This window comes from Cupriavidus sp. C3SS-1, from assembly GCF_057073755.1.
Genome location: NZ_CP172699.1, coordinates 333,483 through 359,720 on the forward strand (window position 1 = coordinate 333,483; position 26,238 = coordinate 359,720).

General features: G+C 65.4%; 30 protein-coding genes. 25 read left to right on the forward strand and 5 right to left on the reverse strand.

All coding sequences use genetic code 11. The features are described from left to right. Window positions 1-311 precede the first annotated feature (311 nt). The 12 genes from ACIGJC_RS01555 (at window position 312) to mnmH (ending at window position 10,879) form a co-directional block, all read left to right on the forward strand. Window positions 312-1,109, forward strand: coding sequence for a TorF family putative porin (locus tag ACIGJC_RS01555; RefSeq protein ID WP_483710283.1), 798 nt, complete (start codon window positions 312-314; stop codon window positions 1,107-1,109). 50 nt (window positions 1,110-1,159) lie between these two features. Then, complete coding sequence (locus tag ACIGJC_RS01560) at window positions 1,160-1,498, forward strand: P-II family nitrogen regulator (RefSeq protein WP_276099315.1); 339 nt, start codon at window positions 1,160-1,162, stop codon at window positions 1,496-1,498. A gap of 26 nt (window positions 1,499-1,524) precedes the next feature. Then, entirely contained in the window at window positions 1,525-3,063 is a 1,539-nt protein-coding gene (locus tag ACIGJC_RS01565) for an ammonium transporter (protein WP_483710284.1), read from the forward strand. Between the two features lie 435 nt (window positions 3,064-3,498). Continuing rightward, window positions 3,499-4,794 carry a glutamate--cysteine ligase gene (gene gshA / locus ACIGJC_RS01570; RefSeq protein WP_483710285.1) on the forward strand — a complete coding sequence of 432 codons (1,296 nt, stop codon included), beginning with the start codon at window positions 3,499-3,501 and terminating at the stop codon, window positions 4,792-4,794. A gap of 9 nt (window positions 4,795-4,803) precedes the next feature. Next, window positions 4,804-5,757: a glutathione synthase gene (gene gshB, locus ACIGJC_RS01575; RefSeq protein WP_483710286.1), complete on the forward strand. Its 954-nt coding sequence runs from the start codon at window positions 4,804-4,806 to the stop codon at window positions 5,755-5,757. A gap of 110 nt (window positions 5,758-5,867) precedes the next feature. Then, complete coding sequence (locus tag ACIGJC_RS01580; protein WP_483710287.1) at window positions 5,868-6,323, forward strand: PTS sugar transporter subunit IIA; 456 nt, start codon at window positions 5,868-5,870, stop codon at window positions 6,321-6,323. Beyond that, window positions 6,292-6,561 (forward strand): HPr family phosphocarrier protein, encoded by a 270-nt coding sequence (locus ACIGJC_RS01585; protein ID WP_483710288.1) that lies wholly within the window; start codon window positions 6,292-6,294, stop codon window positions 6,559-6,561. The genes ACIGJC_RS01580 and ACIGJC_RS01585 overlap by 32 nt, the downstream gene beginning before the upstream one ends. A 49-nt stretch (window positions 6,562-6,610) precedes the next feature. Beyond that, a complete protein-coding gene (gene ptsP / locus ACIGJC_RS01590) occupies window positions 6,611-8,371 on the forward strand; it encodes a phosphoenolpyruvate--protein phosphotransferase (RefSeq protein WP_483710289.1) in 1,761 nt (586 codons plus the stop codon). Window positions 8,372-8,581: 210 nt separating this feature from the next. Then, a complete protein-coding gene (locus tag ACIGJC_RS01595; RefSeq protein WP_483711443.1) occupies window positions 8,582-8,887 on the forward strand; it encodes a (2Fe-2S)-binding protein in 306 nt (101 codons plus the stop codon). Window positions 8,888-9,008: 121 nt separating this feature from the next. Next, window positions 9,009-9,488, forward strand: coding sequence for a bacterioferritin (gene bfr / locus ACIGJC_RS01600; RefSeq protein ID WP_483710290.1), 480 nt, complete (start codon window positions 9,009-9,011; stop codon window positions 9,486-9,488). Window positions 9,489-9,636: 148 nt separating this feature from the next. After that, window positions 9,637-9,786, forward strand: coding sequence for a hypothetical protein (locus ACIGJC_RS01605; protein WP_483711586.1), 150 nt, complete (start codon window positions 9,637-9,639; stop codon window positions 9,784-9,786). Further along, window positions 9,779-10,879 (forward strand): tRNA 2-selenouridine(34) synthase MnmH, encoded by a 1,101-nt coding sequence (mnmH, locus tag ACIGJC_RS01610; RefSeq protein ID WP_483710291.1) that lies wholly within the window; start codon window positions 9,779-9,781, stop codon window positions 10,877-10,879. Before ACIGJC_RS01605 ends, mnmH begins: the two co-directional genes overlap by 8 nt. A 17-nt stretch (window positions 10,880-10,896) precedes the next feature. On the opposite strand, the gene ACIGJC_RS01615 is transcribed toward mnmH, so the two are convergent. The 3 genes from ACIGJC_RS01615 to gpmA form a co-directional block, all read right to left on the reverse strand. After that, on the reverse strand, window positions 10,897-11,646 hold the full coding sequence (locus tag ACIGJC_RS01615) for a HesA/MoeB/ThiF family protein (RefSeq protein ID WP_483710292.1): 750 nt from the start codon (window positions 11,644-11,646) through the stop codon (window positions 10,897-10,899). A gap of 95 nt (window positions 11,647-11,741) precedes the next feature. After that, entirely contained in the window at window positions 11,742-13,343 is a 1,602-nt protein-coding gene (locus tag ACIGJC_RS01620) for a S41 family peptidase (protein ID WP_483710293.1), read from the reverse strand. Window positions 13,344-13,514: 171 nt separating this feature from the next. Further along, window positions 13,515-14,261: a 2,3-diphosphoglycerate-dependent phosphoglycerate mutase gene (gene gpmA, locus ACIGJC_RS01625; RefSeq protein WP_483710294.1), complete on the reverse strand. Its 747-nt coding sequence runs from the start codon at window positions 14,259-14,261 to the stop codon at window positions 13,515-13,517. A 175-nt stretch (window positions 14,262-14,436) separates the two neighbouring features. Here gpmA and ACIGJC_RS01630 point away from each other — a divergent pair, with 175 nt between their 5' ends. The 5 genes from ACIGJC_RS01630 (at window position 14,437) to ACIGJC_RS01650 (ending at window position 17,982) form a co-directional block, all read left to right on the forward strand. Then, window positions 14,437-14,850, forward strand: coding sequence for a rhodanese-like domain-containing protein (locus ACIGJC_RS01630; protein WP_483710295.1), 414 nt, complete (start codon window positions 14,437-14,439; stop codon window positions 14,848-14,850). A gap of 91 nt (window positions 14,851-14,941) precedes the next feature. Continuing rightward, the gene (gene grxC / locus ACIGJC_RS01635; RefSeq protein ID WP_483710296.1) at window positions 14,942-15,199 is read left to right on the forward strand and encodes a glutaredoxin 3; all 258 of its coding nucleotides are present in this window, start codon (window positions 14,942-14,944) and stop codon (window positions 15,197-15,199) included. A gap of 119 nt (window positions 15,200-15,318) precedes the next feature. Beyond that, window positions 15,319-15,843, forward strand: coding sequence for a protein-export chaperone SecB (gene secB, locus ACIGJC_RS01640; protein ID WP_483710297.1), 525 nt, complete (start codon window positions 15,319-15,321; stop codon window positions 15,841-15,843). A gap of 110 nt (window positions 15,844-15,953) precedes the next feature. Next, on the forward strand, window positions 15,954-16,970 hold the full coding sequence (locus ACIGJC_RS01645) for an NAD(P)H-dependent glycerol-3-phosphate dehydrogenase (RefSeq protein ID WP_483710298.1): 1,017 nt from the start codon (window positions 15,954-15,956) through the stop codon (window positions 16,968-16,970). A gap of 34 nt (window positions 16,971-17,004) precedes the next feature. Next, window positions 17,005-17,982 (forward strand): Bug family tripartite tricarboxylate transporter substrate binding protein, encoded by a 978-nt coding sequence (locus ACIGJC_RS01650; protein WP_483710299.1) that lies wholly within the window; start codon window positions 17,005-17,007, stop codon window positions 17,980-17,982. Between the two features lie 18 nt (window positions 17,983-18,000). Here the strand turns inward: ACIGJC_RS01650 and trmL are convergent, their stop codons facing one another. Both trmL and ACIGJC_RS01660 read right to left on the reverse strand, forming a co-directional pair. Further along, complete coding sequence (gene trmL, locus ACIGJC_RS01655) at window positions 18,001-18,471, reverse strand: tRNA (uridine(34)/cytosine(34)/5-carboxymethylaminomethyluridine(34)-2'-O)-methyltransferase TrmL (protein WP_483710300.1); 471 nt, start codon at window positions 18,469-18,471, stop codon at window positions 18,001-18,003. A gap of 87 nt (window positions 18,472-18,558) precedes the next feature. Beyond that, a complete protein-coding gene (locus ACIGJC_RS01660; protein WP_483710301.1) occupies window positions 18,559-19,383 on the reverse strand; it encodes a phosphoribosyltransferase family protein in 825 nt (274 codons plus the stop codon). On the opposite strand from ACIGJC_RS01660, the gene ACIGJC_RS01665 reads away from it, so the two are divergent. The 8 genes from ACIGJC_RS01665 to ACIGJC_RS01700 all read left to right on the forward strand — a co-directional run bounded on the left by ACIGJC_RS01665 (window position 19,318) and on the right by ACIGJC_RS01700 (window position 26,171). Then, window positions 19,318-20,319, forward strand: a complete 1,002-nt coding sequence (locus tag ACIGJC_RS01665; RefSeq protein WP_483710302.1) for a methyltransferase domain-containing protein — start codon at window positions 19,318-19,320, stop codon at window positions 20,317-20,319. The genes ACIGJC_RS01660 and ACIGJC_RS01665 overlap by 66 nt on opposite strands. A 304-nt stretch (window positions 20,320-20,623) precedes the next feature. After that, window positions 20,624-21,133 carry a DUF2244 domain-containing protein gene (locus ACIGJC_RS01670; RefSeq protein ID WP_483711444.1) on the forward strand — a complete coding sequence of 170 codons (510 nt, stop codon included), beginning with the start codon at window positions 20,624-20,626 and terminating at the stop codon, window positions 21,131-21,133. 58 nt (window positions 21,134-21,191) lie between these two features. Continuing rightward, the gene (gene coxB / locus ACIGJC_RS01675; RefSeq protein ID WP_483710303.1) at window positions 21,192-22,457 is read left to right on the forward strand and encodes a cytochrome c oxidase subunit II; all 1,266 of its coding nucleotides are present in this window, start codon (window positions 21,192-21,194) and stop codon (window positions 22,455-22,457) included. Between the two features lie 38 nt (window positions 22,458-22,495). Continuing rightward, a complete protein-coding gene (gene ctaD, locus ACIGJC_RS01680) occupies window positions 22,496-24,103 on the forward strand; it encodes a cytochrome c oxidase subunit I (protein WP_483710304.1) in 1,608 nt (535 codons plus the stop codon). Window positions 24,104-24,174: 71 nt separating this feature from the next. Then, window positions 24,175-24,306, forward strand: coding sequence for a cytochrome oxidase small assembly protein (locus tag ACIGJC_RS01685; RefSeq protein WP_483711445.1), 132 nt, complete (start codon window positions 24,175-24,177; stop codon window positions 24,304-24,306). A 25-nt stretch (window positions 24,307-24,331) separates the two neighbouring features. Next, window positions 24,332-24,958: a cytochrome c oxidase assembly protein gene (locus ACIGJC_RS01690; RefSeq protein ID WP_483710305.1), complete on the forward strand. Its 627-nt coding sequence runs from the start codon at window positions 24,332-24,334 to the stop codon at window positions 24,956-24,958. 16 nt (window positions 24,959-24,974) lie between these two features. Beyond that, the gene (locus tag ACIGJC_RS01695; RefSeq protein WP_483710306.1) at window positions 24,975-25,199 is read left to right on the forward strand and encodes a DUF2970 domain-containing protein; all 225 of its coding nucleotides are present in this window, start codon (window positions 24,975-24,977) and stop codon (window positions 25,197-25,199) included. 111 nt (window positions 25,200-25,310) lie between these two features. Continuing rightward, window positions 25,311-26,171, forward strand: coding sequence for a cytochrome c oxidase subunit 3 (locus tag ACIGJC_RS01700; protein WP_483710307.1), 861 nt, complete (start codon window positions 25,311-25,313; stop codon window positions 26,169-26,171). Window positions 26,172-26,238: the final 67 nt, after the last annotated feature.

The following is a 26,238-nucleotide window of genomic DNA, read 5'->3' on the forward strand; positions in this document are numbered from 1 at the left end:
CACAGGAATTGGGCGCCCATATTGCGGGCGGCCCGTCCGCCGACGTGCTGGCCGGTCATCTTCAGGCTTCGATTATCGCCCTTCAGGCACGTGCATGAAAGCTCCGCCGTGCGGCCGTTCACACCTTTTGACGCGATCTGGCTTTGCTGCAAGGCAAATTGAAGCCGGGTTCTGATCACCCTTCGTCCTTCCGGTATTTCCGGATGCCTGGTTTCCGCAGAGCTGGCACGGCAGTTGCAGTAATGAGTTCGCCCGCATCACCGAAACCCCAAAAACGAAATCCGAGCCAAAAGGAAAAGGAGAAGGAACCCATGAAGAAGTTGGCCCTTGCAGTCAGCGCGGTAGTTCTCTGTAGTTCCGCTGCCACCGCATTCGCCCAAAGCGCCACGGATGCTGCGGCGCCAGCCCCGGCCGCCGCTGCCGCGGAGCCCGCGTCGCCGCATACGTTCACGGCGAACGTCGCGCTGGTGTCGGACTACCGCTATCGCGGCCTCAGCCAGTCCAACCGCCGTCCGGCCATCCAGGGCGGCTTCGACTACGCGCATGAGAGCGGCTTCTACATCGGCAACTGGAACTCCAGCATCAGCTGGATCTCGGACGCCGACAAGTCGGTGTCGGCACCGATCGAGATGGACTTCTACGGCGGCTTCAAGAACACCTTCAAGGCCAGCGACCTGGAGTTCAACTATGACGTCGGCGTGCTGCAGTACTTCTATCCGGGCGGCTACAGCCAGCCGCGTCCTTACACCACCGAGCTCTACGCCGGCATCGGCTACGGTCCGGTATTCCTGAAGTACTCCCAGGCGCTCACCAACCTGTTCGGCATCGCCAACAGCCAGTACAGCAGCTACATCGACCTGAGCTTCAATTACCCGCTCAATGTGTGGGACCTGACGCTGAACGCGCATGTCGGCTACCAGAACGTCCAGCACATCAGCGCGGCTTCCTACCTGGACTGGAAGCTCGGCCTGACCAAGGACCTGGGCAAGGGCTTCTCCGTGGCGGTGGCCTATATCGGCACCAACGCGAAGGACTCGTTCTACACCAACAGCTATAACCACAACGTCGGCAACAACACGGGGTGGGTGTCCCTTTCCAAGACTTTCTAATTGAGCGTCAGCCAGGGCAGGCCGCAGCGGCGTGCCCACAGGAGAAATCGATGAAACTGATCATCGCAGTCATCAAGCCCTTCAAGCTAGACGAGGTGCGTGAAGCACTGTCCGACGTCGGCGTGTCGGGCATTACCGTGACCGAAGTCAAGGGCTTTGGCCGCCAGAAGGGCCACACCGAGCTGTACCGCGGCGCCGAGTACATCGTCGACTTCCTGCCCAAGGTGAAGATCGAGGTGGCAGTGCCCGACGATGTGGTGGACCGTGCTATCGAGGCCGTCGAAAAGTCGGCCCGCACCGGGAAGATCGGCGACGGCAAGATCTTCGTGGCGCCGATCGAGCAGGTCATCCGCATCCGCACCGGCGAGACCGGCAGCGATGCCCTGTGACAGCACAACGACAAGAGGCTAGACAAATGAAAACCTGGTTCAAGCGAATCCTGACGGCGGGCGCGATGGCCCTGGCCATCGGCACGGCCGGCGTCGGCCTTTCCACCCATGCCGTCGCGCAGGACAAGCCGGCGGCAGAGGCCTCCGCGCCGGCCGCCGCCGCCGCCGCGCCAGCCGCGGCGCCTGCGGCAGCAGCGGCCGCCCCCGCCGCCGCCGCTGCCCCGGCCGAAGCGGCTGCCGCGCCGGCCGCGCCCGTGCCCAACAAGGGCGATACCGCCTGGCTGCTGGTCAGCACGGCCTTCGTGATCCTGATGACGCTGCCTGGACTGGCACTGTTCTACGGCGGCCTGGTGCGCTCCAAGAACATGCTGTCGGTGCTGATGCAGTGCCTGGTGATCTTCTCGCTGGTCGCGTTGTTGTGGGCCGTCTATGGCTACAGCTTCGCCTTCACCGAGGGCAATGCCTTCTTCGGCGGCACCGACCGGCTGTTCATGAAGGGGCTCACGGTCGACGCCGTGGCGGCCACCTTCAGCAAGGGTGTGGCCGTGCCGGAACTGGCGTACTTCGCCTTCCAGTGCGCGTTTGCCTGCATCACCTGTGGCCTGATCATCGGTGCCTTTGCCGAGCGCGCCAAGTTCTCGGCCGTGCTGGTGTTCGTGGTGCTGTGGTTCACCTTCTCGTACATCCCGATCTCCCACATGGTCTGGTTCTGGCCGGGTCCGGACTCGTTCACCGACGCCGCCGCGGGTACGGCAGCAACGGCCAAGTCCGGCTGGCTGTTCCAGAAGGGTGCGCTCGACTTCGCCGGCGGCACCGTGGTGCACATCAACGCCGCCGTGGCTGGCCTGGTGGGTGCCTTCATGTTCGGCAAGCGCATCGGCTTCGGCCGCGAGGCGATCCGTCCGCATAGCCTGACCTTCACCATGGTCGGTGCCTCGCTGCTGTGGTTCGGCTGGTTCGGCTTCAACGCCGGCTCGGCGCTGGAAGCCAACGGCTCGGCCGCGCTGGCCTTCGTCAACACGCTGCTGGCCACCTGCGCCGCGGTGCTGGCGTGGACCTTCGGCGAGTGGATCGGCAAGGGCAAGCCCTCGATGCTGGGTGGTGCCTCGGGTGCTGTGGCAGGCCTGGTGGCCATCACCCCGGCAGCCGGCTTCGTCGGCCCGATGGGTTCGATCGCAATCGGCCTGCTGGCTGGCCTGCTGTGCCTGTGGGGCGTGACCGGCCTGAAGCGCATGCTGGGCATGGACGACTCGCTCGACGTGTTCGGCGTGCACGGCGTTGGCGGCATCCTGGGTGCGCTGCTGACCGGCGTATTTGCCGCGCCGAGCCTCGGCGGCACCGGCATCTACGACTACGTGGCCAACAAGGTGGCGGACGACTACTCGATCGCCGGCCAGGTCTGGATTCAGTTCCAGGGCGTGCTCACCACCATCGTGTGGTCCGGCGTGGTGGCCTTCGTGGCCTACAAGCTGGTGGACATGCTGATCGGCCTGCGGGTGCCGGAAGAAGAAGAGCGCGAGGGCCTGGATATCACCTCGCACGGTGAAACTGCTTACGAGGTCTGATCGTAAAGGTGTTGTGCTGGAGAGCTGATTGGGAATCGACTCTCAGGAGTTTTGCCCGGCCGCGTGCCGGGCTTTTTTCTGTCGCGCCGCAAGGGCAGGCCTGGCGCGGCAGAGCGGTTCTTCGCCGGGTGCTTAAATCCGATCTTAAAAAGCTTCAATTGTATTTAGGGGGTAGCGCACATAAATTGCCAGTGAGGCAGTTTCCTCCACCTGCAGAACGCTCCCCGTATCTGTCAGGCCATTTGAAGGCGCGGCAATGCCGCGCTTCTTTTTTTGTGCCGCCGCCGGGGTTTACATCTGCGCGGACGTCCCCATATCCACATCCCTTATGCTGCGCCGGGCATATCCTTATAAAGGGCGTGCCAGCAGCCAATTGGCCGTTCCTCTACAATCTGGGCGAACGATTAAGACGACCAATAGATCAACAGGATGGATATGGTCCCGCATCTCATCACCGCGCTGAACGGTCCGCTGCTCGAACTGGAGAAGAAAATCCTGGACGCCACGCCGTCCATCGAGCGCTGGTTCAGGCTGGAATGGCAGGAACATACGCCTCCGTTCTATTGTTCGGTGGACCTGCGCAATGCCGGCTTCAAGCTGGCGCCGGTCGACACCAACCTGTTCCCGGGCGGGTTCAACAACCTGGCGCCGGAAATGCTGCCGCTGGCGGTCCAGGCGGCCATGGCCGCGATCGAGAAGATCTGCCCGGACGCCAAGAACCTGCTACTGATCCCCGAGCGCCATACCCGCAACATGTTCTACCTGCAGAACGTGGCGCGGCTGTCGCTGATCATGCGCCAGGCGGGCCTCAATGTGCGCCTCGGGTCGCTGTCCGAGGAAATCACGGAGCCGACGCCGATCGAACTGCCCGACGGACAGAGCTTGGTGGTGGAGCCGCTGGCACGCCTCGGCACCAAGGACCGCCGCCTCGGGCTGAAGGATTTCGATCCCTGCTCGATCCTGCTGAACAACGACCTCTCGGCCGGCATTCCGCCGATCCTGGAGAACATCAACGAACAGTACCTGCTGCCGCCGTTGCACGCCGGCTGGTCGACGCGCCGCAAGACCAACCACTTCGCCGCCTATGACGAGGTCGCCAAGAAGTTCGCCAAGCTGATCGACATCGACCAGTGGATGGTCAACCCGTACTTTGCGCGCTGTTCGGGCGTGAATTTCCACGAGCGCATCGGCGAGGAAGCGCTGGCCGACTCGGTGGAGGCCGTGCTCAAGAAGGTGGCCAAGAAGTATCGCGAATACGGCATCAAGGAAACGCCTTACGTGGTGGTCAAGGCCGATGCGGGCACTTACGGCATGGGCATCATGACCGTGCGCGACCCGTCCGAGGTCAAGGGCCTGAACCGCAAGGAACGCAACAAGATGAGCGTCGTGAAGGAAGGCCTGGAGGTCAGCGACGTCATCATCCAGGAAGGCGTCCATACCTTCGAGAAGGTCAACGAGGCCGTGGCCGAGCCGGTGGTCTACATGATCGACCGCTACGTGGTCGGCGGCTTCTACCGCGTGCACACCGGCCGCGGCAACGACGAGAACCTGAACGCCCCGGGCATGCACTTCGTGCCGCTGGCGTTCGCGCCCAACGGCATCCCGGACAGCCACGCCAAGCCGGGCGCGGCGGTGCCGAACCGCTTCTACATGTACGGCGTGGTGGCGCGGCTCGCCCTGCTGGCGGCTTCGCTCGAACTCGAAAAGACCGACCCGAATCCGATTCTCTGACGAGCCGCCATGCGCATCCTCTTCATCACCGATCCGCTGGAGACCTTCAAGACCTACAAGGACTCCACCTACGCCATGATGACGGAGGCCGCCGCGCGCGGCCACCAGCTGTTCTGGAGCCTCCAGTCGCAGCTGTCGCTGTTCGGCGACCAGGTCGAGACCGTGGCCACGCCGCTGCAGCTAACGGGCGACAGCCATGACTGGTTCCGCGAAGGCACGCCGGCGCTCACGTCGCTGAAGGACTTCGACGCGGTGCTGATGCGCAAGGATCCGCCGTTCGACATGGAGTACGTCACCAGCACCTGGCTGCTGGAGCTGGCCGAGTCCCAGGGCGCGCGCGTGTTCAACAAGCCGGCCGCCATCCGCGACCATTCAGAGAAGCTGGCGATCAACCAGTTTCCGGAATTCATCACGCCGACGCTGGTGACGCGCGACATCGCGCGCATCCGCGACTTCCACGCCGAACACCGCGACATCATCATCAAGCCGCTGGACGGCATGGGTGGCATGGGCGTGTTCCGGGTGGGCCCGGACGGCATGAACCTCGGTGCCATCGTCGAGACGCTGGGCGAGGACGGCCGCCGCACGCTGATGATCCAGCGCTATATCCCGGCGATCAAGGACGGCGACAAGCGCATCCTGCTGATCGGCGGGGTGCCCGTGCCGTATTCGCTGGCGCGGGTGCCGATGGCCGGCGAAGTGCGCGGCAACCTGGCCGCGGGCGGCACGGGCCGCGCCCAGGAGCTGAGCGTGCGCGACCGCGAGATCGCCGAGGCGCTGGCGCCGGGGCTGTGGGAGAAAGGCTTGCTGCTGGTGGGGCTCGATGTGATCGGCGATTACCTCACGGAAGTCAATGTGACGAGCCCGACCTGTTTCCAGGAGATCACCCAGCAGACCGGGTTCCAGGTGGCCGCGATGTTCATTGACGCGCTCGAACATGCGGTAGAGGCACCAGGGGCCTGAGCAAAGCTCGCCGGTAGGAGGAGTCCGAAAGCGGGCGTAAGGCGGCCAGGAGGGCGAAAAAACCGGGGAAGGCGCCTGCTACAATCGGGCCAGTCCAACGGATTCACAACATGGCAGGAATTCTGATCATCGCGCACACCCCACTGGCTTCGGCCTTGCGCGATTGCGCCACCCACGTCTACTGTGGCCAGCCGCAGCGGCTGGAGGCCATCGACGTCCTTCCTGACGCGGATCCCGCCACCGTCCTTGCGGAAGCCCGGCAACGGCTCGATGCCGTCTGCGACGAAAACGGCGCGCTGGTGCTGACCGACATCTTCGGGGCCACGCCAGCCAATATTGCGGCGCGGCTGGCGGAACCGGGGCGTGTCCGGGTGCTGGCCGGCGTCAACTTGCCGATGCTGGTGCGCGCCATCTGCTATCGCGGGGAAAAGCTCGACCAGCTGGTGGCCAAGGCGCTTGCCGGGGGATCGCAGGGCGTGCTGCAGGTCGGCACAACAACCGTACAAAACCAAACAGCCAACCATCCCGACCGATATGCTGCAGAGGGACACCACCATAATCAATAAGCTCGGGCTGCATGCCCGCGCATCGGCCAAGCTGACCCAGCTGGCCGGCAGCTTTGCCAGTCAGGTCAAGATGTCCCGCAACGGGCGCCAGGTCGATGCCAAGAGCATCATGGGCGTGATGATGCTCGCGGCGGGCATCGGGTCCACGGTGACCATCGAGACCGACGGGCCGGACGAGCAGGCGGCGATGGACGCGCTGCTGGCGCTGATCGCCAATCGCTTTGGCGAGGGCGAGTGAGGTCCGCCGCGCCACGATGCTTCCCTGAACGTTCCTGACGGAGCGGCACATGTCATTTGCCCTGCACGGCATCCCGGTCTCCCGCGGCGTCGCCATCGGCCGCGCCCATTTGCTGGCGCCCGCGGCGCTGGACGTCTCGCACTACCTGGTAGATGAAGACCGGCTCGACGACGAGGTCGAGCGCCTGCGTTCGGCCCGCGCCGCCGTGCGGGCCGAACTGTCCGCACTCAAGCGCGACCTGCCGCGCGAAGCCCCCGAGGAAATGGGGGCGTTCCTGGACGTGCACGCGATGATCCTCGATGACGAGGCCTTGTCGCGCGAGCCGGAAGCCCTGATCCGCGGGCGCCGCTACAACGCGGAGTGGGCGCTGACCACGCGGCTTGAAGAGCTGATGCGCCAGTTCGACGAGATCGAAGACGAATACCTGCGCGAGCGCAAGGCCGACATCCAGCAGGTGGTGGAACGGATCCTGAAGGCGCTGGCCGGCGCGCCGGTGCTGGCGCCCGCGCCTGTGCCCGCACTGGCCGCCGACGGCGAGCCGGCGCCGGGCGTGATCGTGGTGGCCCACGATATCGCGCCGGCCGACATGCTGCAGTTCCGCCACACCGTCTTCCACGGCTTTGTGACCGACATGGGCGGCCGCACCTCGCACACGGCCATCGTCGCGCGCAGCCTGGACATCCCCGCGGCGGTCGGTGTGCAGAGCGCCAGCGAGCTGATCCGGCAGGACGACTGGATCATCATCGATGGTGACGCCGGGCTGGTGATCGTCGATCCCTCGGCCATCATTCTCGAGGAATACCGCCACCGCCAGAGCGAGCGCGCGCTGGAAAAGAAGCGCCTGCAGCGCTTGCGGCACACGCCGGCGGTCACCCTGGACGGCCAGGAGGTCGACCTGCTGGCCAATATCGAAATGGCCGAGGACGCCGGCGCCGCGCTGGCGGCGGGCGCCGTGGGCGTTGGCCTGTTCCGCTCGGAATTCCTGTTCATGAACCGGCGCGGCGAGTTGCCCGACGAGGACGAGCAGTTTGCCGCCTACCGTCGCGCGGTCGAGGCCATGCATGGCCTGCCGGTGACCATCCGTACCATCGACGTCGGTGCCGACAAGCCGCTGGACGGACGCGGCGACGATTTCGAGACCGCGCTCAATCCGGCGCTCGGGCTGCGTGCGATCCGCTGGTCGCTGTCGGAGCCGACCATGTTCCTGACGCAACTGCGTGCCTTGCTGCGCGCCTCGGCCTTCGGGCCGGTGCGGCTGCTGGTGCCGATGCTGTCGCATGCGCGCGAGATCGACCAGACCCTCGAATTGCTCGCGCAGGCCAAGCGCCAGCTCGACGAGTGCGGCGTGCCCTATGATCCCGGCCTGAAGGTCGGCGCCATGATCGAGATCCCGGCCGCGGTGCTGCTGTTGCCGCTGTTCCTGAAGCGCATGGATTTCCTGTCGATCGGCACCAACGACCTGACGCAATACACGCTCGCCATCGACCGTGCCGACAATGCCGTGGCACACCTGTTCGATCCGATGCACCCGGCCGTGCTGCAACTGATTGCCCGGACCATCCGCGAAGCCAACCGGGCCGGCGTGCCGGTGGCGGTCTGCGGCGAGATGGCTGGTGATCCCGGCATGACGCGCCTGCTGCTGGGCATGGGCCTGCGCGAATTCTCGATGCATCCGGCGCAGCTGTTGCGGGTCAAGCAGGAAGTCCTGCACGCCGATTGCACCCGTCTCGAGCCGCTCGTCGACCAGGTGCTCAGCGCCTACGAACCCGAGGAGCAGGAAGCCGCGCTGCGGCAACTCGCTAAGCCCTAGGACGCAAAGGGTTTTTCTGCAAGTTTGCGCATAATCGTCACTTTTGCATGATGAATGTGCGCCAAAAATGGCTTGCAACGCTTCCGGACGTGATGCAGATCCCACCTTTGCACATGTGGCTTAATGGGAATTGTTATCATTTTCGATCTTTGGTATTCTGACGTTCATTCGAGCGGCAAGCCGGTGCCGCCAGCCCCCAAGGAGGGAGTTGTGTACGTCTGCATCTGCAACCAGATTACCGATCGCGAAATCCATGGAGCCGCTCTTCTGGGCGTCGAGACCCTCGACGAACTGGCCGAGACGCTTGGCGTCGGGACCTGCTGCGGCCGGTGCCGCGAGTGCGCCCACGAGGTGCTGCAGGAAGGCGTAGCCGCCGTGCGAAACGTGACTGCTGCCACGATCGGGAGCATCCAGGTTGTGGAGATTTCTACCTGTTCGGTGTCCACCACATGTACCATAATGGACACTCGGGACCCGGCAGTCGCGAACGACCAGCGTCAGGCGTTGGTGGCTTGAACGCGCCCATGAACTGAAACGGGGTTCACGGCGCGTTTTCGCGCATTCTTGCTTCGACTGCAAACGGCGCCTCTGGCGCCGTTCGTGTTTTGGCGCGGGCCCGATGCAACAGGAGCCACCCATGAAAGGTGACAAAAAGGTCATCCAGCATCTGAATGCCCAGCTCAAGAACGAGCTGACCGCGATCAACCAGTATTTCCTGCACGCGCGCATGTATCGCCATTGGGGCCTGAAGAAGCTCGGCGAGGTGGAGTACAAGGAATCGATCGGCGAAATGAAGCACGCCGACCGGCTGATCGACCGCATCCTGATGCTCGACGGCCTGCCCAACCTGCAGGACCTGCACAAGCTGCTGCTCGGCGAAGACACGCCGGAGATGCTCAAGTGCGACCTGAAGCTCGAGCAGGGCGCGCATGCCACCGTGAAGGAAGGGATTGCATACTGTGAATCCGTTGGCGACTATGTCAGCCGCGAGATCCTGGTCGATATCCTCACCGACACCGAGGAGCACATCGAATACCTGGAGACGCAGCTGGACCTGATCGACAAGGTCGGCCTGCAGAACTACCTGCAGTCGCAGATGGAGCCGGGCGAGCAGTAAGCCGCCAGTTCCTGCCGGGCTGCCTTTTCGGGTGGCCGGCATCCCCGCGTGGCGCATCCGGGCGCCGCCGCCTTGTTTGCCCACCTGCAGTAACCCTTCTCATTCCAATTCTTTTCTTCATCCAGACCGCCGTACAGGAGCCATGACCATGGCCAAATCCATTCGCCTGACGCAGGGCAGCCACGGGGCCGGCTGTGGCTGCACCATTTTCCCCAATATGCCCGACGTGATCCGCGCCGGTGCGGAACTCGCCACTGTCGTTGAACGCGTCGTGCGCCGGAGGTGGTCTGATGCGTGAGGACACCGGCGACTTCCGGCAGCTGTTTCTGAGCGGCGCGCCGATGATGGATGTGCGGGCGCCACTGGAGTTTGCGCGCGGCGCTTTCCCGGGCACCGTCAGCTTGCCGCTGATGGATGACGAGGAGCGGCATCAGGTCGGCCTTTGCTATGCGCAGGCGGGGCAGGACGCGGCGATCGAACTGGGTCATCGCCTGGTGTCGGGCGATATCAAGGCCGCGCGGCTAGCGCAATGGGCGGCGTTTGCCCGCGCGCATCCGGACGGCTACCTGTACTGCTTCCGTGGCGGCCTGCGCTCGCAGATCGTGCAGCGGTGGCTGCGCGACGAGGCGGGCATCGAATACCCGCGCGTGACCGGCGGCTACAAGGCCATGCGCAGCTTCCTGATCGACGTGACGGAGCAAGCCGCGGCCACGCGGGATATTCTCGTGCTTGGCGGCATGACCGGGACCGGCAAGACCGACGTCATCGACGAGGTGCCGGCGGCCGTGGACCTGGAGGGGCTGGCCCGTCACCGCGGCTCCGCGTTTGGCCGCCGCGCGCAGGCGCAACCGCCGCAGGTCGATTTCGAGAATGCGCTGGCCATCGACCTGCTGCGGCGGGCCGATGCCGGCTACCGCGCGCTGGTGGTCGAGGACGAGGGCCGCTTCATCGGCGGCCGGGACCTGCCCAAGGTGCTGTGGCAGCGCATGCAGGCGAGCCCGCTGGTGTGGCTGGAGGCGCCATTCGACGAGCGCGTCGAACGCGTGTTGCGAGACTATGTGCTGGGCCTGGCAGCCGAGCACATCGACCAGCTCGGTCCGGAGGCCGGTTTCGAGGCGTATGCGGCGCGTCTGCGTGATGCCATGGCGGCAATCTCCCCGCGCCTGGGCGGCGAGCGCTACGCGCGGCTGTCGACGCTGCTCGAGCAGGCGCTGGTCCGCCAGTCGGAGCAAGGCGAAACCGGCTTGCATCGTTGCTGGATCGAAGTGCTGTTGCGCGACTACTACGACCCGATGTACGCCTACCAGAAGCAGAACCGAGCGGAGCGCATCGTGTTCCGCGGCGACCGCGCCGCGGTGACCGAGTGGCTGCGCGAGCGCTCCGCGCGTTGAGCTTGGCCGGCGTTGCGCTAGTGTCCCGCGCAGACCGGGCAGTCCGGCGTCCGCGCGAGCTGCATCGTGGTCCACTCCATCGTCATGGCATTGACCATCAGCAGCCGGCCGGCCAGGCTTTGGCCCACGCCGCTGAGCAGCTTGAGCGCTTCGGCAGCCTGCACGGTGCCGACCATGCCCACCAGCGGCGCGAACACGCCCATGGTGGCGCAGGCGACTTCGGGCGCTGGCTCTGACGGCGGGAACAGGCAGGCGTAGCACGGCGCGTCGTCGCGGCGCCGGTCGAACACACTGATCTGGCCGTCGAAGCGCAGCGCCGCGCCAGACACCAGCGGCACGCGGTGCCGTACGCAGGCACGGTTGACGGCCTGGCGTGTGGCGAAGTTGTCGCAGCAATCGAGCACCACGTCAGCCTGCGCCACGAGCTGGTCCAGCTCCGCATCGCCGACGCGGGTTGCGATGATTTCCACCTGCACGCCCGGGTTGATGCGCAGCATCCCTTCGCGCGCCGATTCCACCTTCAGGCGGCCGACGTTTTCCGTGGTGTGGATGATCTGGCGCTGCAGGTTGGTCAGGTCCACGTGGTCGTTGTCGACCACGCTGATCCGCCCGACGCCGGCCGACGCCAGGTAGGGCAGGGCCGCGGCGCCCAGGCCGCCGGCGCCGATCACCAGCGCGCGGGCGCCCAGCAGGCGTTCCTGGCCTTCGATGCCCAGTTCATCGAGCAGGATATGGCGCGAGTAGCGCAGCAGTTGATCGTCGTTCATGGCATCAGGCTCAGGACAGGGCCCGGAGGCAACTTAGGGCCGGGCGTGCAATGTAAAAAGCGGCCCCGCGGGGCCGCTTCTGGTCAGGGTGCCGCTCAGGGCGAGGGCGCCTTGCCGGTCGGCGTGCCCAGCGGCGCGCCCATCGGCGCGCTCGCCGGGGGCTGCTTGGCCGGCGCCGGCGCAGGCTTGGCCGCCGGGGCGCTGGGGCTCTTCTTCGCCGGTGCGGCCTTGGCCGGCTTGTCGGCGGGCGGGTTGGTTTCGAGCTTCGACTTGGAACGCTTGACCGGCTGGCCGTCGAGCTGGGCGATGGCCTGCTGCAGCATGAAGTCGTCGGCCGAGCCGAATTCGATCGGCTTCTTGCGGCGATCCTTCTCGCGCTCTTCCGGCGTCTTCTTCGCGTTTTCCTCTTCCAGGCGGCGCAGTTCTTCCACGCGGCGCTGTTCGCGCTCGTTCATTTCCGGCTCTTCCGATTCCTGCTTGTTGTGCAGGTGGCGCTCGGTGTCGATCTCGCGGGTGATCAGCGCGTCGTCCGGATCGCCGTCCGCGTTCTGGTCGACCGGGATGTCCGGGCGGATGCCCTTGGCCTGGATCGACTTGCCCGTCGGCGTGTAGTAGTACGCGATGGTCAGCTTGATGCCGGTGTCATTGGTCAGCGGCCGCACGGTCTGCACCGAACCCTTGCCGAACGTGGTCTTGCCCATGATCAGCGCGCGGTGGTGATCCTGCAGCGCGCCGGCCACGATCTCGGACGCCGACGCCGAATAGGCGTTGGTCAGCACGACCATCGGGATCTTCTTGTACAGCGCCGGCAGGTCCTTGAGCGGATCGTCCTCGATCGACGACAGGCGGTAGTTATTGAAGGTCGCCTTGTACACGCGCTTGGCGTCGGCAACCTGGCCGTTGGTGGAGACCACGGTAGAGTCTTCCGGCAGGAACGCCGCTGCCACGCCGACCGCGCCTTGCAGCACGCCGCCGCCGTTGTTGCGCAGGTCCAGGACGATGCCCTTCAGGCCCGGGTTCTTCTGCGCCATCTCGTTCAGCCTGCGTCCCAGGTCCGCCACCGTGCGTTCCTGGAAGCTGGTCAGGCGCACCCAGCCGATGGTGTTGTTGTCCAGCATCTTGGTCTTGACCGACTGGACGCGGATTTCGGCGCGGGTGATCGAAACCGGGAAGGTCCGTTCCTCGCTCTTGCGATAGATCGTCAGCGTGACCTTGGTGCCCGGTTCACCGCGCATGCGCTTGACCGCCTGCTCCAGCGGCAGGCCGCGCACGGGCTTGTCATCGATACGGGTGATCAGGTCTCCGGGCTGGATGCCGGCGCGGAACGCGGGCGTGTCCTCGATCGGGTTGATGACCTTGACCAGTCCTTCTTCCTGCGAGATCTCGATGCCCAGGCCGGCGAAGCGGCCGCGCGTGCCTTCCTGCAGTTCCTTGAAGTCCTTTTCGTCCAGGTAGGCCGAGTGCGGGTCGAGGCTGGCGACCATGCCCTTGATGGCTTCGGTCAGCAGCTTCTTGTCATCGACCGGCTCAACATATTCGCGCTTGATCTGCCCGAAGATGTCGGCCATCAGCCGCAGCTGGTCCAGCGGCAACGGGCCGGAAGAATTCTGCGCGGTTGCCGAAATCTGCAGCGTGGCCAGCACGCCGGCGACAAGTCCGACCGAAACGAGACTGATGTTCTTGAGCGTCTTACGCATGAGGGCTGCCTGAACGTGTACGTAGGGGGATTATGCCGGCTGCAGCCGCCACGCGTGGGGCGCGGGGCGGTTTGTCCGACAGTATAAGTGGGTGTGAAGAAAAAGGCCTGTCACGTACCGGCGGTCGGTGGGCGGCCGCACCATGGCTGGTGCAGGTCGCCCGGCGGGCTTTCAGCGCGCCTTGCCCTGGCTGGCCACGGCCGCCAGGGAGGCGGCGATGGCTTCCTGGTCGCCCAGGTAGTAGTGGCGCAGGGGGCGCAGGTTGGCGTCCAGCTCATAGACGAGCGGGGTGCCGTTGGGGATGTTGAGGCCGACGATATCGTCATCCGAGATCTGATCCAGGTATTTCACGAGGGCGCGGATGCTGTTGCCGTGAGCGGCGATGACCACGCGCTTGCCCGATTGGATGTCGGGCGCGATGGATTCGTTCCATAGCGGCAGCACGCGGGCCACGGTGTCCTTCAGACATTCGGTCAGCGGGATTTGTTCGCGCGGAACGCTCGCGTAGCGCGGATCGTCGTACGAGGCACGCGGATCGGTAGGTTCCAGCGCGGGCGGCGGGGTGTCGTAGCTGCGGCGCCACACCAGCACCTGCTCGTCGCCGAACTTGGCGGCGGTTTCCGCCTTGTTCAGGCCGGCCAGCGCGCCGTAGTGGCGTTCGTTCAGGCGCCACTCGTTGCGCACCGGAATCCACATCTGGTCCATTTCGTCCTGCACGTGCCACAGCGTGCGGATGGCCCGCTTGAGCACCGAGGTGTAGGCCACGTCGAAGGCGAAGCCGGCATCCTTGAGCAGCTTGCCGGCCAGGCGGGCCTGGGCGGCGCCGGTTTCGGTCAGGTCGACGTCGACCCAGCCGGTGAAGCGGTTTTCGAGATTCCACGTCGACTCGCCATGGCGGATAAGGACTAGCTTGTACATGCTGCTGCTTCCAGAGTGTAGGTAACCTGCGTGCGCCGGTATCGCCCCATGCGCGTCGCCATGTGCCAGCCAGGCAACAATGAGGCGACAATGGCCGCTGTGCCTGACAGCGGAGGCCCGGACACCAAACCGCGTATTTTATAATGCCGCCGACCCAACCCAACGGAACGCCAACGTGAATTTCTTCGCCGACTATAACAACCTTGCCCTGATCGCACTTGCCGTGGTCTCCGGCGGACTGCTCGCCTGGCCCACGATTGCCCGCGGCACCGGCGGAAAAGCCGTCAATACGGTGACCGCCACCCAGCTGATCAACAAGCGCGGCGCCGTGGTGGTCGACATCCGTGATGCCTCCGAGTATGCCAAGGGCCACCTGCCGCAGGCCAAGAGCGCCCCGCTGGCCGAGTTGGCCACGCGCGCGGCCGGTCTTGCAAAGGACAAGGCCGTCCCCATCATCGTGGTATCCCAGACTGGCCAGGGCCTCGGCAAGGCTCAGGCAGCGCTGAAGGAAGCCGGGTACAGTGAGACCTATGCCCTTGAAGGCGGCCTCGCCGCCTGGCAGCAGGCCGGTCTTCCGGTCATCAAGTAAGCCGCGCCCGACTGGCCGGCCTGTCCGTCACATCGCGCCGGACCCTGCATCTGGCAGGGCCGTGGCGTTTGAGTATCGAAGGAGATTCAGCATGGCCCGCGTCGTCATGTACAGCACGGTGGTGTGTCCCTATTGCGTGATGGCCGAGCGCCTGCTCAAGGCCAAGGGCGTAGAGACGATCGAGAAGATCCTGATCGACCGCGAACCCGGCAAGCGCGAAGAAATGATGTCGCGCACCGGCCGCCGTACCGTGCCGCAGATCTATATCGACGACACCCATGTTGGCGGTTTCGACGATCTCTCAGCGCTGGACCGCCAGGGCGGCCTGTCGCCGCTGCTGGCTGCCTGAGCCCGCTCCGGCGCGGGTGATATTGCCACCCGCGTCATGTACCATATGCGTTTTCCAACCGGGCGCAGGCTCGTGCCGATACCGGCCGCCACGCCCAACGCCCATCCCGGAAGCCTTTCATGAGCGACCAGCAAAACACCCAGCAGGAAGACCAACCCTTCTTCAACATCCAGCGCGTGTACCTCAAGGACATGTCGCTCGAGCAGCCGAATTCGCCGGGCATCTTCCTGGAATCGGAAGCGCCGTCGGTCGAAGTGCAGGTCAACGTGGCCGCTTCGCAGCTGCAGGAAGGCATCTTCGAAGTGGTGGTGACGGGCACCGTGACGACCAAGGTCCAGGAAAAGGTCGCCTTCCTCGTGGAAGCGCACCAGGCCGGCATCTTCGACATCCGCAACGTGCCGGTCGAGCAGCTCGACCCGCTGCTGGGCATTGCCTGCCCGACGATCCTGTATCCGTACCTGCGCGGCAATATCGCCGACGTGATCACGCGCGCCGGCTTCCAGGCCATCCACCTGTCGGAAATCAACTTCCAGGCCCTGTACGAGCAGCGCCTGCAGGCCGCCATGGAAGAAGCCCAGGCCGCCGGCGGCGGCAACAGCAACAGCGGCATCGTGATGCCCGACGGCAGCCAGGCTCGCCACTGATCCCGCAGTCCCGCACTGCCTGACGAAACGGGGCCGCGGCCCCGTTTTGCCTTTCCGGGGCACGCACACCGGATTACCATCGATTGCGCCGATCCACCGTTCGAGCCGCCATGAAACTGACCTTCCTCGGTGCGGGTGCCTGGGGTACCGCACTCGCCAGCCATGCCGCCGTCAACCATGACGTGATCCTGTGGGGGCGCGATCCTGCCCAGCTTGCCGCGATCGGGGCCAGCGGCAGCAACGATGCCTATCTGCCTGGTGTGCGGCTCTCCGAGCGGCTGCGTGTCGAGGCCGATTTCGAGCGGGCGGTCGCTCATGCCGCCGACGATCCGGACGGTCTCGTGGTGGTCGCCACGCCGGTCTCGGGCCTGCGCGAGATGACCCGCAGGCTGGCCACGCGCGGCGAGGGCCATGTCCGCATGCTGTGGCTGTGCAAGGGCTTCGAAGCCGGCACGCACGCGCTGCCGCACCAGATGGTGCGCGAGGAACTCGATGTCGCCGGCCGCAGCAGCGGCTTCGACTACGGCGTGCTGACCGGGCCCAGCTTTGCCCGCGAAGTGGCAATGGGTTTGCCGTGCGCGCTGACGGTGGCGTGCAGCGTCCCTGAACTTGCCGACTGTGCGCAGGCCGCTTTCCATCACCACGCCATGCGCATCTACGGCAGCGACGACCTGACCGGCGTCGAGGTTGGCGGCGCCGTGAAGAACGTGCTGGCGATTGCCACCGGCGCCAGCGATGGCCTCGGCCTGGGCCTGAACGCACGCGCCGCGCTGGTGACGCGCGGCCTGGCGGAAATGACTCGCCTGGGCCTGGCGCTCGGCGGGCGCGTGGAAACGTTCATGGGCCTGGCCGGAGTGGGCGACCTGATCCTGACCGCCACCGGCGACCTGTCGCGCAACCGCAAGGTCGGCCAGCAACTCGCGGCTGGGCAGACTCTGGAGCAGATCCTGGCCGGTCTCGGCCACGTCGCCGAAGGCGTGCGTTGCGCGCAGGCCGTGGCGGCACTGGCCGCTGTCCACAAGGTCGAGATGCCGATCACGCGTGCCGTGTGCGCCGTGCTGTTCGAAGGCCTGAGCGCCGCCGATGCCGTGGCACAACTGCTGCAGCGCGACGCGCGCGACGAATAGCCGCCTTCCAGTTTCTTTCCGACCTCGACATCGCATGACTTCCCGTCGCCACACGCTGATCGCGATTGCCTGTGCCTGCGCCGCCAGCGCTGTTTCCCCGGCCTGGGCCGACACCTGGCCGTCGCGGCCGCTGCGCATGGTGGTGCCGTTCCCGGCGGGATCGTCGCCGGACCTGATCGCGCGCATCCTCACGGAAAAACTGGCGGCCACGCTCGGGCAGCCGGTGGTGGTGGAAAACCGTCCCGGCGCCGGCGGCAATATCGGCACCGGCATGGTGGCGAAGGCCTCGCCCGATGGCTACACGCTGCTCTTCACGATCAACGGGCCGCTGGTGACGGCGCCATCGCTGTCGCGCAACCTCGGCTATGACCCGTTCCGCCAGCTGGCCCCGGTCACGCTGGTGGCGACGTCGCCCAATGTGCTGGTGGTCGATGCAAGGCTGCCCGTGCAAAACGTGCGCGAATTCGTGGCGCTGGCCAAATCGAAGGCCGGCGCGCTGAACTACGGCTCGGTCGGCAATGGCAGCGCCGCGCACCTGGCGATGGAGCAGCTCAAGGCCATGGCCGGCATCGACCTGCAGCACGTGCCCTATCCGGGCTTCCCGCAGGTCACCACGGCGATGGTCGGCGGGCAGATCCAGGCCGGCTTCATGGTGCCCGCGATTGCGATGCCGCTGGTCAATGCGGGCAAGCTGCGCATCCTGGCGGTCACCACCACGGGGCGCACGGGCGTGCTGCCTTCGGTGCCGACCGTCGCGGAATCGGGCTATCCGGGATTCGAAGCGATTTCATGGCAGGCGGTGCTGGCGCCGGCGGGCACACCACCGGCGATCATCGACCGGCTCTACCGTGAGCTGGTCGCCATCATTGGCAGCGCCGACGTGCGCGAGAAGATGCGCGCGCAGTATTTCGTGCCGGCCGGCACGGCCCCGGCATCGCTGCGCCAGACCATGGCGAGCGAGAAAGTGCGCTGGGACAAGGTGATCCGCGCCGCGGGCGTGCAGCCCGAATAACGGTCACAAAGCTCGCGCTCAGGCGCCGCCGGCAAAGCCGTTCTGACGCCAGGCTTCGAAGACGACCACCGCCACGGTGTTCGACAGGTTCAGGCTGCGGTTATTGGGCCGCATCGGCAGGCGGATGCGCTGCGACGCCGGAAACCCTTCGCGCCGTTCCGGCGCCAGCCCGCGCGTCTCGGAGCCGAACACGAACCAGTCGCCAGGCTGGAAACTCACTTGCCCGAACGGCGTGGAGCCATGCGTGGTGAGCGCGAACATGCGGGTCGGGTCGGGCTGTTCGCTGGCCATCAGCGCGTCCCAGTTGTCATGCACGCGCATGGTCGCGTACTCGTGATAATCGAGTCCCGCGCGCCGCATGCGGGCGTCTTCCAGCGGAAATCCCAGCGGCTTCACCAGGTGCAATTGCGCACCGGTGTTGGCGCACAGGCGGATCACATTGCCGGTATTGGGCGGGATCTCCGGTTCGACCAGGACGACGTTGAACATGGGGGACTTCCTTGCAAAGGGGGGGCATCGAAAACGGTGCGCAGCTTACCGCGCGACCGCGGCGCTGTCATCCGCGCTGTCATCCGCTCAGGGCGTGCGCAGTGCCACGATCACGCTGACCCGCGCCGCACCGTGCGCTTTGAGCGTGCGCGCCGCTTCATCCAGCGTAGCGCCCGAGGTCATGACGTCATCGACCAGGCCGATGTGCCTGCCCGCCAGCGACTGCCGGCGGCCCAGGCGGAATGCACCGCGCACGTTCAACTGCCGATGCGCCAGATCCAGCAAGTGCTGGGTGGCGATGTCGCGCGGTCGCTCGAGCAGCACGGGGTCGCTGGGTACGCCCAGGTGGCGCGCGAGCGGCCGGGCGATCTCCCAGGCCTGGTTGAAGCCGCGTTCGGCCAGCCGTTGCGGCGACAGCGGTATCGGTGCGATCACGTCCGGCCGTAGCGCGCCGGTGCGTAACCCGCGCTGCATCCGCTCCGCCAGCGCGGTCGCGAGCCAGCTGGCCAGTGGCAGCACCTTGCCGTACTTCAGTGCCAACACCAGCGAGTCCTGAGGGAACGCGTAGTCGCCCAGCGTGACGGCCTGGTCGAATGCGGGGCGGTGCTGGGCGCAGGCCGGGCACGGCTCGCCGGGCGCCCGGCCCATCGCGCAGACCGGGCAGCGCGACACCGGGTAGAGCAGGTCGCTGACGCAGTCGCGGCACACCACTTCGTCCTGCACCACGCCGCAGAGCGCACAGGCGCACGGCAACAGCGCACGCGTCAGCCCGCGCGCATGCCCGGCGGCTTTCGCGATGCGCGCGTATACTTGCCGTCCAGCCGCCCGCCAACGCGCGCGGCCGCCATGCGCGGTGTCTGCTGCCGCGACTTCCCCGTCTTCCTGTTGCCTGGTTTTCCCGTGTCCCTGCATGCCGCCGATTCCCCCGATGCCTTCCTGCCGCCCACGCGCCTGACCCGGCTGGCCTTCGACCGGCGCAGCGCCGCGTTCGGCCAGCTCGACTTCCTGCTCGGCGAGATCGGCCGCCGCATGCAGGAGCGCATGGAAGTCGTGCGCCTGGCGCCGCAGCGCGCGCTGGATCTTGGCTGCGGGCATGGCCAGGGGCTGGCGGGCCTGCGGGCACGCTTTCCCGATGCGCAGATCGCCGGCCTCGATATCTCCGGCGCGATGCTGGCCGAAGCGGGGCAACGCGATCCGCAGCGGAGGCCCGGCTGGGTTGGCCGCCTGCTTGGCAAGCGCCCGCTGTTCGATCTGGTCCAGGGCGATCTTGCCACATTGCCTTTTGCGCCCGGCAGCTTCGACCTGCTGTGGTCCAACCTGGCGCTGCACTGGCATCCGGAGCCGCACCGCGTGTTTCCCGAATGGCATCGCGTGACGCGGGACGAAGGCCTGGCGATGTTTTCGCTGTTCGGTCCCGATACGCTGCGCGAGCTGCGCGCGGCCTTCGCCGAGGTCGATGCCGCGCCCCATACGTTGCGCTTTGTCGACATGCACGACATCGGCGACATGCTGGTCCACAGCGGCTGGTCCACGCCGGTGATGGACATGGAAACGCTGACCGTGACCTACGAATCGCCCGAGACGCTGCTGCGCGAGGTCCAGGCCTTCGGTGGCTTGCGCGCGCACCCGGACGCGCGCCACGCCGGCCTGCATGGCCGGCGCTGGCACGAGGCGGTCTGCGCGGCCCTGGCGCGCCGGCGCGACGCCGATGGGGTGATCCCGCTGAGCTTCGAGATCGTCTATGGCCACGCGTGGAAACTGCCCTCGCGTGGTGCGCAGCAGCTCGATGAGCAGGGCCATGCCGTGGTGCCGCTGGACAAGATTGGCCGGGCAAGACCGCGTCGCTGAACGCGGCGTCGAGCGGTTACGACTGTATTGACTTTCGTGTCGCGGCACGATGTGCCCATCGCCCGCAAAGCCGCGCCGGCATTGGCTTTACGGGTAATCCAATGGATAGCGTCTAAGCATAAATCCTTACGGCGCGCAAGCGCTTTGGTCAATGTGCGGCCTTGTCCGGGTATGCGAAGCGCCCTATAATGCGCCAGTTTGTCGCAGTGGTCCCCTGGCACAAGAACGTCCTGGAGTTGCACTCGCAAGGTGCACTCCTGGCGCAATCGTCCCGGGTGTGCATCCAAATGCAGAGTGGTTGGCGATGCAAGACTTGGGTATCGCATTCCAGACGGCAAGTGGTGACTCCGGCGGAAATCTCGACGGACCTCCTCCCGCGCCCCACGACTGGCTGATGAAGCGGAATTGCTCGCTTTCCCCACGCCAGGTCGGCTGGTTTTACCTCTCGATCTTCACTGTCTCGCTTGCCATCGCGTTGTTTTTCGCGGTGCAAGGGTCCTGGCTCGTGCTGCCGTTTGCCGGCCTGGACCTGCTCGGACTGGGGATTGCTCTGCTTGTGTACGCACGTCATGCGACGGACTATGAGCGTGTCAGCATCAACGATGGCGTGCTGGTCGTGGAGACAGCCAGCGCGCAGCGGTTGACGCGCGAGGAATTCAACCCGCACTGGGTGCGGGTCGAACTGGGGGAATCGCCCCGCGCACTGGTAACGCTGCGCTCGGGCGGGCGCGATGTGCAGGTGGGGTGCTATCTGGACCTGCACAGGCGGCGCAAGTTCGCCCAGGAGCTCGCAGCGGCCCTGCGCCGCCTCTGAGAGGTGGCAGGGGCGGAGGCGGGGGCAGATTTGAATCTGTAAATTGGGTAGATAACAAATGAAAATGTGGAAGAAGGCATCCGCAGTTTGCCTGGCGAGCGCATCCCTGCTTGCCAGCCAGGCGGCCCTGGCGGTCAGTGACATGCCCGGCGGTCCCGCCGTGCGTCAGCTGAACCTGACCGAGCCGGTCACCAAGATCGCCGAGCAGATTCACTGGCTGAACTGGATGATGCTGATCATCTGCACGGTGATCTTCGTCGCCGTGTTCGGCGTGATGTTCTATTCCATCTTCACGCACCGCAAGGCCAAGGGTGCCAAGTCCGCCTCCTTCCACGAAAGCATCACGGTCGAAGTGGTCTGGACCATCGTCCCGTTCCTGATCGTGATCGCCATGGCCCTGCCGGCGACGAAGACCGTCGTGGCCATGAAGGACACCACCAATTCCGACGTCACCATCAAGGCCACCGGCTACCAGTGGAAGTGGGGCTACGACTACCTGAAGGGCGAGGGCGAAGGCATTTCCTTCGTGTCGACCCTGACCACCCCGCGTGAACAGATCAATAACGAAGCGCCGAAGTCCAACACCTACCTGATGGAGGTGGACAACGAGCTGGTGGTGCCCGTCAACAAGAAGGTGCGCATCGTCACCACGGCCAATGACGTGATCCACGCCTGGATGATCCCGGCCTTCGGCGTCAAGCAGGATGCGATCCCCGGCTTCGTGCGCGACACCTGGTTCAAGGCCGAGAAGATCGGCGTGTACCGCGGCCAGTGCGCCGAACTCTGCGGCAAGGAACACGCCTTCATGCCGATCGTCGTGCGCGTCGTGTCCGACGCCGACTACACCAAGTGGGTCGACGGCAAGAAGAAGGAAATGGCCGCCAAGGCCGATGATCCGAACAAGACCTGGACGCTGGACGAGATGAAGGTCCGCGGCGAGAAGGTCTACACCGCCAACTGCGCGGTCTGCCACCAGCCCAACGGCAAGGGCGGCGGCGCATTCCCGGCGCTGGACGGCTCCAAGATCGTGAACGGCCCCAAGGCCGGCCAGATGCACATCATGCTGGAAGGCAAGAACGCCATGCCGTCGTGGAAGCAGCTGTCCGATACCGAACTGGCCGCGGCCATGACCTACGTGCGCAACAGCTGGAGCAACAAGACCGGCGAAGTGATCCAGCCCAGCGACTTCGTGAATGCCCGCGCCGGCAAGTTCCCCGAAGGCGGCGGCGCCGCGGGCGGCGAGGCACCGAAGGCGGACGCCAAGCCCGCCAAGGACCAGGGCAGCAAGCAGGCCAGCATCGCGGGCAACCGCAGCGCGGGCTGACCGGCTGAAGACAGGACAGGATTAGAGGAGCATTTGCGATGAGTACTGCTACCCACGACGCAATCGGCCATCCGCACGATCACGCGCACGACGATCACGCGCACGATCACCCGCATGGCTGGCGCCGCTGGTTGTTCGCGACCAACCACAAGGACATCGGCACGCTGTACCTGCTGTTTTCGTTCACCATGCTGCTGTCTGGCGGCGTGCTGGCGCTGCTGATCCGCCTGGAGCTGTTCGAGCCGGGCCTGCAGTTCTTCCGCCCCGAACTGTTCAACCAGTTCACCACCATGCACGGCCTGGTCATGGTGTTCGGCGCGATCATGCCGGCCTTCGTCGGCTTCGCCAACTGGATGATCCCGCTGCAGATCGGCGCCTCCGACATGGCGTTCGCGCGCATGAACAACTTCAGCTTCTGGCTGATGCCGCCGGCCGCGCTGCTGCTGGCCGGCTCGTTCTTCGCGCCGGGCGGCGCCACCGCCGCCGGCTGGACGCTGTATGCGCCGCTGTCGGTGCAGATGGGTCCGGGCATGGACATGGCCATTTTCGCCATGCACATCATGGGCGCGTCGTCGATCATGGGCTCGATCAACATCATCGTGACCATCCTCAACATGCGCGCCCCGGGCATGACGCTGATGCGGATGCCGATGTTCTGCTGGACCTGGCTGATCACCGCCTACCTGCTGATCGCCGTGATGCCCGTGCTGGCCGGCGCCATCACCATGGTGCTGACCGACCGCCACTTCGGCACGAGCTTCTTCTCGGCCGCGGGCGGTGGCGACCCGGTGATGTACCAGCATATCTTCTGGTTCTTCGGGCATCCCGAGGTGTACATCATGATCCTGCCGGCGTTCGGCATCATCTCGCACGTGGTACCGGCCTTCGCGCGCAAGCGCCTGTTCGGCTACAGCTCGATGGTGTACGCCACGGCGTCGATCGCCATCCTGTCGTTCATCGTGTGGGCACACCACATGTTCACGACCGGCATGCCGGTGACGGGCCAGCTGTTCTTCATGTACGCGACCATGCTGATCGCGGTGCCGACGGCCGTGAAGATCTTCAACTGGATTGCGACGATGTGGCGCGGCTCGATGACCTTCGAGACCCCGATGCTGTTCGCGATCGGCTTCATCTTCGTATTCACCATCGGCGGCTTCACCGGCCTGATGCCGGCGGTCGCCCCGATCGACATCCAGTTGCAGGACACCTACTTCATCGTGGCGCACTTCCACTACGTGCTGGTGGCCGGCTCGCTGTTCGCGCTGTTCGCGGGCTTCTACTACTGGGGTCCGAAGTGGAGCGGTTTCATGTACAACGAAACCCGCGGCCAGATCCACTTCTGGGGTTCGCTGATCTTCTTCAACGTGACCTTCTTCCCGATGCACTTCCTGGGCCTGGCCGGCATGCCGCGCCGCTATGCCGATTATCCGACCCAGTTCGCGGACTTCAACGCGATCGCGTCGATCGGGGCACTGGGCTTCGGCCTGATGCAGGTGTACTTCTTCTTCTTCGTGGTGCTGCCGTCCTACCGTGGCGGCGAGAAGGCCGCGGACAAGCCCTGGGATGGTGCCGAGGGCCTGGAGTGGACCGTGCCGTCGCCGGCGCCGTTCCACACCTTTGAAGTGCCGCCGCAAGTTCGCTAAGCACTGAACGCAACAAGGCACGGAGGGCGCCAGCCGCCTTCCGTGCCGGCAGGTAATACAAGATGCAGAAGATGCAGGCTCCACAAAAAAAACCATCGCAAGCAGGCCAGAAAGCCGCCAACCGGCGCCTGGGACTGATCCTGTTTTCCATCGTGGTGGTTTTCTTTCTGGGGTTCTTCGCCAAGATGGTGTTCCTTGGCTGAAGCTGCGGGGTAGCGGGGAAGCGGGATGAGCGTCGATCAGCAGGAGCAGCAGCAAGGTCAGGGCAGGGAAGCCGACAAGCGGTTCAACCGCGGCATGATGCTGCGGCTGGTCGTGATCGTTGGCGTGATGTTCGGCTTTGGCTACGCGCTGGTGCCGCTGTACAAGAAGATCTGCGACCTCACCGGGATCAACGTGGTGACCACGCGCGAGCTGTATGGCGGCTCGCTCAAGAACACGCAGGTCGACACGAGCCGCACCGTCACGGTGGAGTTCGATTCGAACGCGCGCGGTCCCTTTGCCTTCCGTCCGGTGAAGAACAGCATGCAAGTGCATCCGGGCGAGATGGTGACGATCGTCTACGAGGTGGCCAACGGGCAGTCGCGCGATATCTCGGCGCAGGCGATCCCGAGCTACGCGCCCAAGCAGGCGACCGAGTACTTCAAGAAGCTCGAGTGCTTCTGCTTCAAGCAGCAGACGCTCAAGGCCAAGGAAGCACGCGAGATGCCGGTGGTATTCGTGATCGATCCGAAGCTGCCGAAGGACGTGAAGAACATCACGCTGTCGTACACCTTCTTTGAAGTGGGTACGCCGGTGGCGCAGGCACCGCAGGGCGCGCTGGAAAGCCCGCCTGCGGCGCGCAGCGGCGGCTGAGGCAGGAGGAAACGCCGTGGACGAGTTGAAAGACGCGGTCAAGCGCAAGATGTCGTTCGCGCAGACCATGCGTGCGGTGTTGTGGTCGTTCATCGGCCTGCGCAAGGGCGCGGAGCACGAGAGCGACATGGCCAGGCTGAACCCGGTGCATGTGGTCATTGCCGGGGTGATCGCGGCGGTTGTGTTCATCGCGATCCTGGTCACGATCGTACGGGTCGTGGTCAGTTCGGCCGCGGCCTAGCAGGGCAGGTAGGGTAGACAGAAAAGCAGTGCCGCCGGCGGCCAGGGAGACAAGGCCGCCGGGTGTGCCGATATAACGATTGAACCAAGACTCTGAGCTGGAGATAAAAGAATGAGTGCGAATCGCGCAAACGCTCCGTACTACTTCGTACCGGGACCGTCGCGCCACCCGATCACGGCAGCCATCGGCCTGCTGATGACCGGCGCCGGCGCTGCCGGCTGGGTGAACGGACAGCACTGGGCGCCGTACCTGTGCGGCTTCGGCCTGCTGTGGTTCCTGTTCGTGCTCAAGAGCTGGTTCGGCGACGCCATCGGTGAATCCGAAGGGGGCATGTACGGCAAGAACATCGACCTGTCGTTCCGCTGGTCGATGGGCTGGTTCATCTTCTCCGAAGTGATGTTCTTCGCGGCCTTCTTCGGCGCGCTGTTCTATGCCCGCACCATCGCCATGCCGTGGCTGGGCGACCTCGACAACAAGATCCTGTGGCCTGACTTCGCCGCCGTATGGCCCAACACCGGCCCCGCCGGCGTGGTCGAGACCTTCCAGACCATGGGTCCGTGGCCGATCCCGACCATCAACACGGCACTGCTGCTGATGTCGGGCGTGACGCTGACCTGGGCGCACCACGCGCTGCTGGCAGGCAAGCGCAGCCAGCTGATCCAGGGGCTGGTGCTGACCATCCTGCTCGGCGCGATCTTCATGTGCTTCCAGGCGTACGAGTACATGCACGCTTACTCGGAACTGAACCTGAAGCTCACCTCGGGCGTGTACGGTTCCACGTTCTTCCTGCTGACCGGCTTCCACGGCTTCCACGTGACCATGGGCGCGATCATGCTGACCGTCGTGCTGATTCGCGTGCTCAAGGGCCATTTCACGCCCGAGCATCACTTTGCGTTCGAAGGCGCCGCCTGGTACTGGCACTTCGTTGACGTGGTGTGGCTGTTTCTCTACATCGTGGTGTACTGGCTGTAAGCAGCAATTTGTCGTACCGGCGGAAGGCCTGAAGCGCCTTCCGCGGCGGGACCACAAAACAGAAGCG